Source organism: Synechococcus sp. Lug-A, from assembly GCF_024345655.1.
Taxonomy (GTDB): domain Bacteria; phylum Cyanobacteriota; class Cyanobacteriia; order PCC-6307; family Cyanobiaceae; genus MW101C3.
This window is the reverse complement of sequence record NZ_JAGQBN010000010.1, coordinates 15971-28404: the sequence shown is the minus strand read 5'-3', so window position 1 is coordinate 28404 and position 12434 is coordinate 15971. Positions and strand designations below refer to the sequence as shown.

Annotated in this window: 11 protein-coding genes; 5 read left to right on the top strand and 6 right to left on the bottom strand. The window is 69.7% G+C overall.

Annotated elements, in window-relative coordinates; all coding sequences use genetic code 11:
- Positions 1–2 precede the first annotated feature (2 nt).
- The 3 genes from gcvH (at position 3) to KBY86_RS08765 (ending at position 4152) form a co-directional block, all read left to right on the top strand.
- The gene (gene gcvH, locus KBY86_RS08775) at positions 3–392 is read left to right on the top strand and encodes a glycine cleavage system protein GcvH (protein ID WP_094511364.1); all 390 of its coding nucleotides are present in this window, start codon (positions 3–5) and stop codon (positions 390–392) included.
- Between the two features lie 222 nt (positions 393–614).
- Positions 615–3560, top strand: coding sequence for an aminomethyl-transferring glycine dehydrogenase (gcvP, locus tag KBY86_RS08770; RefSeq protein ID WP_399221344.1), 2946 nt, complete (start codon positions 615–617; stop codon positions 3558–3560).
- Positions 3561–3939: 379 nt separating this feature from the next.
- Positions 3940–4152: a hypothetical protein gene (locus KBY86_RS08765; protein ID WP_233132877.1), complete on the top strand. Its 213-nt coding sequence runs from the start codon at positions 3940–3942 to the stop codon at positions 4150–4152.
- 9 nt (positions 4153–4161) lie between these two features.
- On the opposite strand, the gene KBY86_RS08760 is transcribed toward KBY86_RS08765, so the two are convergent.
- The 3 genes from KBY86_RS08760 to KBY86_RS08750 all read right to left on the bottom strand — a co-directional run bounded on the left by KBY86_RS08760 (position 4162) and on the right by KBY86_RS08750 (position 6539).
- Positions 4162–4401 (bottom strand): hypothetical protein, encoded by a 240-nt coding sequence (locus KBY86_RS08760; RefSeq protein ID WP_255100362.1) that lies wholly within the window; start codon positions 4399–4401, stop codon positions 4162–4164.
- A 151-nt stretch (positions 4402–4552) separates the two neighbouring features.
- Positions 4553–5350: a pirin-like bicupin family protein gene (locus KBY86_RS08755; protein WP_255140872.1), complete on the bottom strand. Its 798-nt coding sequence runs from the start codon at positions 5348–5350 to the stop codon at positions 4553–4555.
- A gap of 115 nt (positions 5351–5465) precedes the next feature.
- Positions 5466–6539, bottom strand: coding sequence for an alkene reductase (locus tag KBY86_RS08750; protein WP_255140871.1), 1074 nt, complete (start codon positions 6537–6539; stop codon positions 5466–5468).
- A gap of 242 nt (positions 6540–6781) precedes the next feature.
- Here KBY86_RS08750 and KBY86_RS08745 point away from each other — a divergent pair, with 242 nt between their 5' ends.
- Entirely contained in the window at positions 6782–7120 is a 339-nt protein-coding gene (locus tag KBY86_RS08745; protein ID WP_255140870.1) for a helix-turn-helix domain-containing protein, read from the top strand.
- A 35-nt stretch (positions 7121–7155) separates the two neighbouring features.
- Here the strand turns inward: KBY86_RS08745 and KBY86_RS08740 are convergent, their stop codons facing one another.
- Positions 7156–7866 carry a rubrerythrin family protein gene (locus tag KBY86_RS08740; RefSeq protein WP_094511352.1) on the bottom strand — a complete coding sequence of 237 codons (711 nt, stop codon included), beginning with the start codon at positions 7864–7866 and terminating at the stop codon, positions 7156–7158.
- Between the two features lie 307 nt (positions 7867–8173).
- Here KBY86_RS08740 and KBY86_RS08735 point away from each other — a divergent pair, with 307 nt between their 5' ends.
- Positions 8174–8767 carry a histidine phosphatase family protein gene (locus KBY86_RS08735; RefSeq protein ID WP_255140869.1) on the top strand — a complete coding sequence of 198 codons (594 nt, stop codon included), beginning with the start codon at positions 8174–8176 and terminating at the stop codon, positions 8765–8767.
- On the opposite strand, the gene KBY86_RS08730 is transcribed toward KBY86_RS08735, so the two are convergent.
- Both KBY86_RS08730 and KBY86_RS08725 read right to left on the bottom strand, forming a co-directional pair.
- Positions 8761–10611: a diflavin flavoprotein gene (locus tag KBY86_RS08730; RefSeq protein ID WP_255140868.1), complete on the bottom strand. Its 1851-nt coding sequence runs from the start codon at positions 10609–10611 to the stop codon at positions 8761–8763. The genes KBY86_RS08735 and KBY86_RS08730 overlap by 7 nt on opposite strands.
- Positions 10611–12365 (bottom strand): diflavin flavoprotein, encoded by a 1755-nt coding sequence (locus KBY86_RS08725; protein ID WP_094511346.1) that lies wholly within the window; start codon positions 12363–12365, stop codon positions 10611–10613. The genes KBY86_RS08730 and KBY86_RS08725 overlap by 1 nt, the downstream gene beginning before the upstream one ends.
- Positions 12366–12434 lie beyond the last annotated feature (69 nt).

Genomic DNA, 12434 nt, shown 5'->3' with positions numbered 1-12434 from the left:
CGATGGCGCTCCAGTTCCCCGACGACTGCCGCTATGCGGACAGCCATGAATACGCCCGGCCGGATGGGGAGCTGATGCGCATCGGCGTGAGCGCCTTCGCCGTCGATCAGCTGGGCGACATCGTGTTCGTGGAGCTGCCGGAGGTGGGCAGCCAGCTGGAGCGAGGCTCCAGTTTCGGCTCGGTGGAATCGGTGAAGGCGGTGGAGGAGATGTACGCGCCGATCAGCGGCACGGTGGAGCTGCGCAACGAAGCGGTGCTGACCAGCCCGGAGGAACTGCAGAACGATCCCCACGGCGAAGGCTGGCTGCTGCTGGTGCGCCCCAGCGACGCCGCCGAATTCGCTGATCTCATGGATGCCGCCACTTACCGCCTGAAGGTGGAAGGCAGCTGAGCGACACCAGCGAAGCGGGTCCGTCGGCCCCGGAGCGGAGCTGCAGCCCACGGGCCTCGCGAAAGGGCTGGGCGGCGTGTTGGAGCGTCGTCTCGACAGATTTCCCTAAGATCCGCCCCTATTGCCGGGCGTCGCGCCGTGACCGCACCCTTCGCTGACCCCGACAGCTCCTCTCCTTTCCTGGAGCGGCATCTCGGGCCATCGCCGCAGGAGCTGCAGGCGATGCTCGACCGGCTGGGCGCCAGTGATCTGGATACGTTCGTGGCCGAGGTGGTGCCGGCCGACATCCTGATCGACGCGAGCGCCGCGGCGGCCGACCTGCCGCTGGGGGTGGACGAAGCCCAGGCGCTGGGCGAGCTGCGCGCCATCGCTGCCACCAACCAGGTGCGCCGCAGCCTGATCGGCCTCGGCTACTACGGCACCGTGACGCCGGCACTGATCCAGCGCCACGTGCTGGAAAACCCCTGCTGGTACACGGCCTACACCCCTTACCAGGCTGAGATCGCCCAGGGCCGCCTGGAGGCGCTGCTCAACTTCCAGACCCTGATCAGCGAACTCACCGGCCTGCCGATCGCCAACGCCTCGCTGCTGGATGAAGGCACCGCCGCGGCCGAGGCGATGGCGCTCAGCTTCGGCGCCTGTCGGCGGCCTGAAGCCCGCCGCTTCCTGGTGGATCAGGACGTGTTCCCCCAGACCCTGGCCGTGCTGCAGACCCGGGCCGAACCGCTCGGCCTCGTGGTGGAGCTGGTGGATCCCGCCACGCTCGCCGCTGGCAATGCGGCCTCTCCCCTCGACCCCACGGCGTTCGGGCTGCTGCTGCAACTGCCCGGCGCCAGCGGCCGCCTCTGGGATCCGCGCGCGGCGATCGCCGCCGCCCATGCGGTCGGGGCGATGGTGACGGCGGCGGTGGATCCGCTGGCCCAGGTGCTGCTGGAGCCGGTGGGTGCCCTCGGCGCCGACATCGCCGTGGGCAGCACCCAGCGCTTCGGCGTGCCGCTCGGCGGCGGCGGGCCCCATGCCGCCTTCTTCGCCACCACCGACGCGCACAAGCGCCAGATTCCCGGCCGGCTGGTGGGTCGCTCGCTGGATGCGGAAGGCCGCCCAGCCCTGCGCCTGGCCCTGCAGACCCGCGAGCAGCACATCCGCCGCGACAAGGCCACCAGCAACATCTGCACCGCCCAGGTGTTGCTGGCGGTGATGGCCAGCTTCTATGCGGTGCATCACGGTCCCGGCGGGCTCACGGCGATGGCCCGGCGGGTGCTGCGTCAGCGGGCCGCACTGGCTGCGGGCCTCGCTGGCCTCGGGCTGGCGGTGCAGCCCGGCGCCGCCTTCGACACGCTCAGCCTCACCCTGCCCGGGGCCGGCGAGCTGCTGGAGCGGGCGGAAGCCGCCGGCTTCAACCTGCGGCCGCTCACCGCACCGGGCGGGGCGCTCACCGGTGTGGCGATCAGCCTGGATGAGCGCACCGACAGCGTCGAGCTCGACCGCCTGCTCGCCCTCTTCGCCGCCGCTGTCGGCCCGGATGGCACAGGCCGCCCAGAAGGCCCTGACAGGGCGGAGCACAACGCTGGCCCCCTGCCCACCGCCGCCGCCCTGCTCGCCGCCCTGCCCGACGACGCCACCCTGCTGGCGGGGCTGCCCCTGCGCCATGAGCCCTGGCTGCAGCAGGAGGTGTTCCAGCGGCACCACAGCGAGTCGGAACTGCTCCGCTACATCCAACGCCTGGTGGCGAAAGATCTCTCGCTGGTGCACGGCATGATCCCGCTCGGCAGCTGCACGATGAAGCTCAATGCCGCCGCCGAACTGGCGCCGGTGAGCTGGCCCGCCTTCGCCGAACTGCATCCCTTCGCCCCCGCCGCCCAGCAGGCCGGCTACCAGCGGCTGGTGGCCGATCTGGAGGCCTGGCTGGCGGTGATCACCGGCTTTGCCGGGGTGTCGCTGCAACCCAACGCCGGCTCCCAGGGGGAGTATGCGGGGCTGCTGGTGATCCGGGCCTGGCACCACAGCCGCGGCGAGGCGCACCGCAACGTCTGCCTGATTCCCACCAGTGCCCACGGCACCAACCCGGCCAGCGCCGTGATGGCCGGGTTGCAGGTGGTGCCGGTGGCCTGCGATGCCAACGGCAACATCGATCTCGATGACCTGGAGGCGAAAGCCGCCCAGCACGCCGATGCTCTCGCGGCCGTGATGGTCACCTATCCCTCCACCCACGGAGTGTTCGAAACCGGCATCCGCCGGCTCTGCGAGGTGATCCACCGCCACGGCGGCCAGGTGTACCTCGATGGCGCCAACCTCAACGCCCAGGTGGGCCTGGCCAAACCCGGCCACTACGGCGCCGACGTGTGCCACCTGAACCTGCACAAAACCTTCTGCATCCCCCACGGCGGTGGCGGGCCGGGGGTCGGGCCGATTGCCGTCGCCAGCCATCTGGTGCCGTTCCTGCCGGGCCACCCGCTGGGGGCCGTGGGCGGCCAGGCGGCGATCGGGCCAGTGTCAGCCGCCCCCTGGGGCAGCGCCGGCATCCTGCCGATCAGCTGGATGTACATCCGCATGATGGGTGGCGCCGGCCTGCGGCAGGCCAGCGCGGTGGCGCTGCTCTCCGCCAACGTGATCGCCGAGCGGCTCCAGCCCCACTACCCGGTGCTGTTCCGCGGCAGCGGCGGCCGTGTGGCCCACGAATGCATCCTGGATCTGCGGCCGCTGAAACGCAGCGCCGGCCTCGAGGTCGACGACCTGGCCAAGCGGCTGATGGATTACGGCTTCCATGCCCCCACGGTGAGCTGGCCGGTAGCGGGCACGGTGATGGTGGAGCCCACCGAAAGCGAATCCCTGGCGGAGATCGACCGCTTCTGCGACGCCATGGTGGCAATCCGCGCCGAGGCGGCTGCGATCGAGGCGGGGCAGGCCGATGCGCAGAACAACCCCTTGAAGCGGGCGCCGCACACCCTGGCGGCCGTCACCGCCGACCTCTGGGATCGCCCTTACAGCCGCAGCGAGGCGGCCTTCCCGGCTGGCGACAGCCAGCGGCAGAACAAGTTCTGGCCGGCGGTGGCCCGCATCGACAACGCCTATGGCGATCGCAACCTGGTGTGCACCTGCCCCTCGGTGGAGGAGCTGGCCAGCAGCAGCGTGGCCGTCACGCCGCAGCGGGTGGCGCTGGCGATCTGAGCGCCCGCCATGCCGTGCCGATCAGGCCGGGCGGCTCCAAGCAGGCCTGGGGCCTCGCCTCTCTATCGGCGCTGAGCCGGCACGCCTAGCCGTTCAGACGCCGCCCACGATCAACGCCATCACGATAGGGAGCTGATCAGGCAGTGACTGGAGTTTCAGACGGGCATGTGTGCCACTGCTACAATCAACTGATTGTTTAATGAATTCCCGGTTGCTGGATCCCACCCCACGAGGCAAGCTCGGGCGACAAGTCACAGGATCAGCAGCCCCCAAGGCCACGGCAAACGTCTCGACCCACCCAATGAACGGCAACGACGGCCCTCCCTTCAATCCTCCGACGCTCTCTGAGCTGTCGATCCGTGCTGAGAAACCCGCTCCGTTGACGCGCGCCCCCGAACTGCCGCCGATTCCCGGATCCCTGGCCCATTCCTCCGCCCGCGGCGAAACAATCCGTGTGGAGGGCACCAACGTGGTGCGTGTTCCCTTCGGCGTGCGTCAACCCCGCCGGCACCGTCCGGCACGTCCGGACACCTGGGTCACCCTGGTGCTTCCCTTCCAGGCCGGGGGGCCCACACCGCCGCAGGCGGCCTGAGCCAAGGTCTCAGGCGGCCTTGCCGAGGCGCCAATCCACCAAGGCCTTCACATCCGCCAGTGAACTGGCGGGAGCCCGGAAGGGCAGCACATCCATGGGGCTGCGCTCTGGGCGAACCAGCCAGGTGAGATCAGGCTGAGGCATGAGCACGAAACCGCGGTAGCGCACCACCCAACTCCGGCCGTTGCCATCGGCAGACGGAAGAATGGTGGGCAGGCTGGCGTCAGAGCGAGAGCGGGCTGTGGCCATCACCGAACGCGGTAACGGGAACACCCCCATTTGAGCGAACCCATTCGCATTCGGCAGCATCTTTCGCTTCCTTTCGGCAAGGAATTAACGACGCCTAGGACACACCCAGGTCGACCTGGATCCAGACCAGCCAGCACCAACCCGCCCCAACTCAGGCCAACTCAAACAGCAGCAGGTCGGCGCCGGCTTCACCGGTCACCAGCTCTCGCGGCACCGCATGGGCGGCGGCGGGGAGGGCGCTGGTGGGGGTGCTGGCCGGCGGAGTGCCAGTGCCACTGGCTGAGCCTGGGACCTCGAAGCCCAGGCCATCGCCGCGCTCCAGCCGGCGGCCGCCTTCCAGCGTGAGGCTGCCGTCGATCAGCTGCATCCAGAGCCGGTGGCCGGCCGCCGCCGGCAGCTCCAGGCGGGTGCCGGCCGCCGGCCGGGCGCGCCAGAGCCGCACCGGTCGGTGCACCGCCATGGCGCCGTCCCGCCGCTCGGGGTCCAGCAGCAGGGTCCAGCCCTCCCCGACGGCGAAGGGCTTCTGCTCATAGGCGGGCAGGATGCCGGTGCTGGAAGGTTCGATCCAGATCTGCAGCAACCGGCAGGGGGTCGCCCCTTTGTTGATTTCGCTGTGCACCACACCGGTGCCGGCGCTCATGCGCTGCACTTCACCAGCGCGCAACACCTCACCGTTGCCCATCGAATCGCGGTGGGTGAGTTCCCCTTCCACCATCACCGTGACGATCTCCATGTCGTTGTGGGGATGCATGCCGAAGCCGCGGCCGGCGGCGATCGTGTCGTCGTTGATCACCCGCAGCGGACCGAATCCCATCCAGGCCGGATCGAAGTGGCTGGAGAAGGAAAAGCTGTGCCAGCTGTCCAGCCAGTCGAGCTGGCTGTGGAAGCGCTCCGTGCCGGGGCGGAACACCGGGATAGCGGCAGAACGCTGGGCGTTGGTGGTGGTCATGGCGAGGCTCCCGGGAGTGGATGGTGGGTGAGCAGGGGATGGGTCGGGCCTGGCGCAGGCAACGGGTGGCACTGGGTCTCGAGCAGCACAGGCTGGGGGCCTGCGCCAGCGTTGATCAGGCAGCGGCGCTCAGGAAGGGGTAGTCGGTGTAGCCGGCGGGGCCGGGGCTGTAGAAGGTGGCAGGGTCCGGCGTGTTGAGCGGTGCGCCGCTGCGCAGCCGCTCCGGCAGATCCGGGTTGGCCAGGAAGGCCGTGCCGAAGGCCACCGCATCGATGGCGCCGGCGGCGATGGCGGCGTTGGCTTCGGCGGCGGTGTAGCCCATGTTGGCAATCAGCACCCCCTGGAAGCGCTCGCGCACCGGCGTGAGCACATCGCCCAGCTGCTGCTGGAGGAAGTCGCCGCGCATCAGGTGCAGGTAGGCGAGGCCGGTGCCGTTGAGGTGATCGGCCAGCCAGCTGGCGAGCGCCACGGGATCGCTGTCGCGCATGGCGTTGTAGCTGTTGAGCGGCGAGAGGCGCAGACCCACCAGCTCCGTTTCGGCGCGTACCGCCTCGATCACCTCCAGCAGCAGCCGCGCCCGGTTCTCGATCGGGCCGCCATAGGGGCCGCCGCGCTGGTTGCTGCCATCGCGCAGGAATTCATCGAGGAGATAGCCATTGGCGCCGTGCACCTCCACGCCATCGAAACCGGCAGCGATGGCGTGGCGGGCCGCCAGCCGGAAGCCCGCCACGATCGCCGGCAGCTCGTCGTCGGCCAGGGCGCGCGGCACCACGTAATCCACCTTGCCCTGGGGGGTGTGGATCTGGTCGCCGCTGATGGCGATGGCGCTGGGGGCCACCGGCTGAAGGCCGTTGTTGAGCAGGGGATGGCAGGCCCGGCCGCCGTGCCAGATCTGCAGCACGATCCGGCCGCCGCGGGCGTGCACCGCCTCGGTGGTGCGTGTCCAGCCCTCCACCTGGGCCGCCGAATGGATGCCGGGTTCGCGGATGAAGGCGGAGTGGCCCTCCATCGCCATGGTGGCCTCGGCAATGATCAACCCGGCGGAGGCCCGCTGGCCGTAGTACTCCGCCATCAGCGGGCCGGGGATGTGACCCTCTTCAGCGCGGGATCGGGTGAGCGGGGCCATCAGCACCCGGTTGGGCAGCTCCAGGGGCCCTACGGCCAGGGGCGTGAACAGGTCGATGGTCATGGCGGAAACGACGGATGACCGGGACGGGCTGCCGCCACAGGATGGCCCCGCTCCACTGGCTTGGCAGGTGTGCAACGTCACCGGTCGGCCAGGCGGAAGCGATGGGGATCAGCCCATCAAGCGGGCGGCAGCTCTCCCCCTTGGATCAGAGTGGATCGCTTGGGGCCTGCCTGACAAGAACGCACCGCCATGTGCGTCACTCACCTGTGAGTAACCCTGGTGCCAGTGGATGGTGCAAGCGCATGGAGCAAGCGGATGGATTCCTGGACGCCCACGACCACACCCAATGCCCTGCCGAGCTGGCGCTGAGCGTCATGCGGGGGCGCTGGAAGGTGCCCGTGCTGCGGGAGCTGGCAGAGGGCACGCAGCGGTTTTCCGGCTTGCAGCGGGCCCTGGTGGGCGTGAGCCACAAGGTGCTCACCAGCCAGCTGCGGGAGCTGGAGACCGCAGGGGTGGTGGAGCGCGAGGTGTTTGCCGAGGTGCCGCCGCGGGTGGAATACCGCCTCACCCCGCGCGGCCGGTCGCTGATTCCCGTGCTGGAGAGCCTGCACGCCTGGGGGGCGGCGCCACCGGAGTCGTGATGGACGCGGCGGCGCGCTCCAGCGGTTGCGGCGGCTCAGGCCGGCAGCAGCACCGGCTCCCGGTAGGGGATGAAATTGGCCTTGCGGGTGCCGCAGAGCGGGCAGACCCAGCTGTCGGGGATGGCCTCGAACGGCGTGCCGGCGACGATGCCTGAGTCCGGATCGCCCAGGGCCGGGTCGTAGATCACCGAACACACCTTGCAGATCCACAGGCCGGCCACGGGCTCGCTTTCTCCGGCCGCGCCCTGGCCCTGAAGGGCTTCGAGGGCCACGCTGTAGCGGTCGGCGTGGTGGTGCTCGATCGGGGTGAGCCGGCCGAAGTTGCTGGCCGCCTGACGGAAGAGGCCGGCATGCTGCTCGGATTCGGCGATCTGCTCGGTGAATTCGGCCACGGCACCGTCATCGCGATCGGCGCGGGCCTGGGCGGCGAACTCCGGATACATGGTGGTGTACTCGTAGGTTTCACCCTCGATCGCCAGCTCCAGGCAGCGGCTCAGCACCTGTTGTCTGGCTTCTTCTGAGAGCGCGGCGGGATCGGCCACCACCAGCTCGGGGTGGAGCAGGCGGAAGTGCGCGAAGGCGTGCTCGGTTTCCTGGGCGGCGGTGTCGCGGAAGAGGCGGGCCAGCTCGCTGTTGCCGAGCTGCTTGGCCACATCAGCGAAGAAAAGGTACTTGCGGTTGGCCATGCTCTCGCCGCCGAAGGCCGCTTCGAGGTTGGCGAGGGTGCCGGGTTTGGCGATGTCCATGGAGACGGCGTGCGGTGGGATGGGAGGTGGGCCGTTGCAAGGCGACGGTGGCGCAGCGCGGTGCCCCGGGCCTGTGGGGAGGCTGGGATGAGGCCGCTTCGGAGGCTGTGGTGGAACGGCCACCCTCGCGGGTCGAGCCTGCTGCACTGCCACCATGGGACCCTGCGCCCGCAGGCGTCTGTTCCGGCCGGACCCACCGCCCACAGCTCACAGCCCACCGCCCATGGCCTTCCCGGGTTCACACCGCCGCCGTGCTGCGGCCACCATCGGACCGCGGCTCCGCGCCACTGCGGCCGCCGCTGTTGCTGTGGCCGCCGTCGTCCTTGGTGCCGCGCCTGTGGGGGCGCTGCCCCGGCAGGTGATCCTGCTGCGCCACGGCGACAAGGTGGCCTCCGGCGATGGCAACTACAACCTCTCGGCCCGCGGCTTCCTGCGCTCGATCAACCTGGGCCGGCTCCTTCCCGCCTGCTTCGGGGCTCCGACCCACATCCGCACCTTCTTCCTCAACCCCGAATCCAGCAAGAACGCCCGCAGCTACCAGAGCGCCGTGCCGCTGGGGGTGGCCACCGGCATCAACATTTCGATTGCCCAGTCGTCACTGGAGGATTCCTTCATGGATGGGCAGGAGATCCTCAGCCAGCCGGCCTACAAGGGCGGCAACGTGGTGCTGTTCTGGGAGCACCGCCACATGCCGGAACTGGCCCGGGGGCTGGGCTGGGCGACGATGCCCGCCATCGGTGCGATGGAGTTCGACCAGATCTTCGTGCTGCGTTACACCCAGCCGGGCGTTCCCCCTCGGGTGCAAAGCCTGAGCCAGCGCCGGCTGTTCGAGGCACCCTGTTTCCGCGAAGCCCGTTCGCCCCTGCCGAACGTGCCACTGCCTCAGTCAGTGGCTCAGTAGCTGGCACCGCTGCGGCGCTGGTGCACAGCGGTGACGCCGGTGCCGTCCAGCAGGCCGCCATGGCTCACCTGGGCATACACCAGCCAGTGGTCGCCGCATTCCATCCGCTGGCTCACGCTGGCCTCCAGCCAGGCCAGTGCTTCGGGCAGCACCGGCTGGCCCGCCGGGCTCTGCTCCAGCTCCAGGCCCGCCAGCCGGTCGGCGCCGGGGGGGTAGGGCTGCAGGAAGCGCTTCATCGGGCCGCTCTCGCGTCCCTCGGCCAGCACGTTGAGCACGAAGCGGTCGCCCACGTGCAGCAGGCTCTCCACGGCGCGATCCCGGGCCACCGCCACCGTGAAGCCGGGCGGGGTGAAGCTGGCCTGGCTCACCCAGCTGGCCACCATGCCGCCGCTCAGGGCGGCCGCCCCTTCTCCCTTCACGCAGGTGAGCACGCAGAGCGAGCCCACCACGCGCCCGAGGGCCAGCACCGCCGGGTTGCTGCGGCTTTCGCTGAGGCCACCGGCCACCACGCGCCGTTGACGCTTCTGCTGGTTGAGCAGCTGCCGCCCCAGGGCCGTGCCCGTTTCCTCCATGCGCTTGAGCGTGGGCGGATCGGGGCTGAACTTCACCCGGATCGGCTCGAAGGCGAAGCGGAAGCCGCCATCCCGCAGCTTGGTTTCCAGAAGATCGATGGCTTCTCCGCTCCAGCCGAAGCTGCCGAACACCCCCACAGGCCGGGCGCGGTCGCCTTCGGCCAGCAGGGTGCCGAGCGCCGAAACGATCGGCGTGGGGGCGTGGCCGCCCAGGGTGGGGGAGCCGATCAGCACCGCATCGCAGCTGCGGATCGCTTCGAGCAGCTGGTCGGGGGGAGCGAACTCGCAGTTGATGCTCTCCACCCGCACGCCCGTGCGCGCCACGCCCTGGGCGATGGCATCGGCGAGGGCGGCGGTGTTGCCGTAGGCACTGGCGTAGAGCAGCGCCACCGACAGGCGGGTTTTCTCGAGGTTCTCGCCCCAGCGCCGGTAATCGGCCAGCAGGCTGCGCCAGCTCTCGGTGATCGCCGGGCCATGGCCGGGCGCGATGGTGCGGATCTCCAGCTCATCGAGTCGGTCGACCACCGTTTCCACCTGGCGGGCCATCGGCGCCATCAGGCAGTCGTAGAAGTGACGCCGGTCTTCCTCGGTGCTGTCGCGGTTGGCCTCGGCATAGGCCTCGCTGCAGAGGTGGGCGGCGAAGAACTTGCCGCTCATCAGCAGGCCGGTGCGCTCCTCGAAGGCGATCAGGGCGCCGGGCCAGCGGGGCGTGGGGGCGGGCAGCAGGGTGAGGCGGAAGCTGTTGGCCAGCTCGCGGCTGACCTCCTGCTTCACCACATCGATCGGCGGCAGGGCAGGCAGTGGCGGCTCCTCCGCCTCGCTGCCCGGAGCCGGGGGCCGGCGTTGCTGCCACAGCTCCTCCACCAGCCGGGCGCCGGTGTTGGAGGCCACCAGCATCAGGGCGGGCCAGGCGGCAGCCAGCTCGCGCAGCAGCGCCACCCGGTTGGGGTTGACGTGACCGACCACCACCTTGAGCGGCGCTTCCGCCGGCACCATGGCGGCCAGCTGGGCCAGGAACGGCGCCGTGAAGGAAGCGCCCGGGGGATGCACAAGCACCGGCGGGATCTCCCGCTGGGCATTGTTGACACCACCGGCGAACAGGAAGGCATTGGCGCTGGTGCCGCGCTCCAGGCCGTACTCCACCTCGAAACGCAGCCGCTTGGGGCTGAGGCAGCGCAGGCAGGTCAGGCCGTCTTCCAGCGGAATGGCGATGACGCTGCGGTCGATCACCTCCGCGGCCGGAATGGTGGGATCAAGAACGAGATCAGCCATCAGTAATGGTTCCCCACCTTGCGGTGATGCACGGCCGTGGCGGCTTCGGTGTCGGACACCGTGCCCTCCTCCACTGCGGCGTAGATGATCCAGTGGTCGGGGGTTTCCATACGCTGCACCACCCGGCAGCCCAGGAAGGCGAGGGCATCGCTCAGCACCGGACCACCGGCGGCAGCGCCCTCAAGGGTGGGCACCCCGGCGAAGCGGTCGGCGCCGGGGGGGAAGCGCTTGAGGAAATGGCGCAGCAGGGACTGGTAGTTGTCTTCGCGCAGGATGTTGAGCACGAAGCGGTCGTCCACCTGCATCAGCGCCTCGATGGCGCGATCTTTGGCCACGGCGATCGAGAGGCCCGGTGGATCGAAGCTGGCCTGGCTCACCCAGCTGGCCACCATGGCGCTGCTGCGTTCCTCCTGGCGGGCGGTCACGATGTAAAGCCCACCGCTGAGCCGCCCCAGCGCCTTGTCCACATCGGCGTCGATCGCCTTCATGGCAGCGATCGTTTTCGCCTTGGTGAGCAGCTGGCCCAGGTCGGTGCCGGCCTCTTCGCACCGCTGGTAATCGTTGCCATCGGGGGCCTGGCGGATGCGCAGCGGCGCAAAGGCCTCCTTCTGACCAAGGCCACGCAGCTGGCTGGCCACGCTGTCGATCGGTTGATCGTTGCCGCCGAAGGCGTCGTAGCAGGCCACCCACTGCTTGGGCTTGAGCGCCGCCAGCAGCGTGCCGATCGATTGCTGCAGGTCCCCATCGGGGTTGGCGGGCCAGGTGGGCACCACCACAGCACTGGCCTCCCCCACCAGGGCGGCCAATTCCTGAGGATCGGAGGCGCGCAGATCCACCAGCTGCACCTGGGCCTCCGCCTTGCCGATGCCGCGGGCGATCGCCTGGCTGAGCCGGTCACAGAAGCCGTACTGGCTCACATAACAGACCGCCGCATAGGTTTCGCCGGCGCTGCGCTGGCTGCTCCAGTCGCGGTAGTCGCCGATCCAGAGGCGCAGGTGCTCACGCAGCAGTGGCCCGTGGCCGGTGGCAATCATGGCGATCTCGGGCAGAGCGTCCATGCGCTTGAGCGCCTGCAGCACGCTGCGGGCGTTGGGGCCCATCAGGCAGTCGTAATAGAAGCGGAAGTCGGGAGCGATGGCGCCGGGATCGCTATCGAAGACGTCGTTGCCGCAGTAATGGAGGCCGAAGGCATCGCAGGTGTAGAGGATGCGGGTGCCGTGATCGAACGAAAAGATCGTGTCGGGCCAGTGCAGGTTGGGGGCACTGAGGAATTCGAAGCGGTGCGCCACACCGCTCTCGGGGTTCGTGCCCAGATCGAGCTCCTCCCCACTTTTCACCGCACGGCTGCGGAAGGGGCGGTGCACCTGGTCGGCCAGGTAGGCGATCGCCACCTTGGAGGCCACGATCTCGATCTCCGGGTTGCGGTCGAGCAGGGCGCCGATCAGGCCGGAGTGGTCGGGTTCGGTGTGGGACACGATCAGGAAATCGATCGCGGCTGGATCGATCTGCTGCTCCAGCAGCGGCAGCCAGGTGTCCTCGAACTTGGCGTGGCTGGTGTCGATCAGGGCGGTGCGTTCCCCCCGCACCAGAAAGGCGTTGTAGGTGGTGCCGTTGCGAAGGCCGAACTCGATGTCGAAGCGGCTGCGGTCCCAGTCGAGCGAGCGGAGCGTGGTGGTGTCGGGCCCGATCGGCTCGCACTGCAACGAAAGGCGGGGCGGGGCGGGGGGCGCAGCGGCCGTGGCGACGGGTGTCATGCCTGGTGCCTCGGGAGAGAACGGGTCGGTGGCGCTCAACCTAAGAACAGCGGCGGGGAAGCAGGTCGT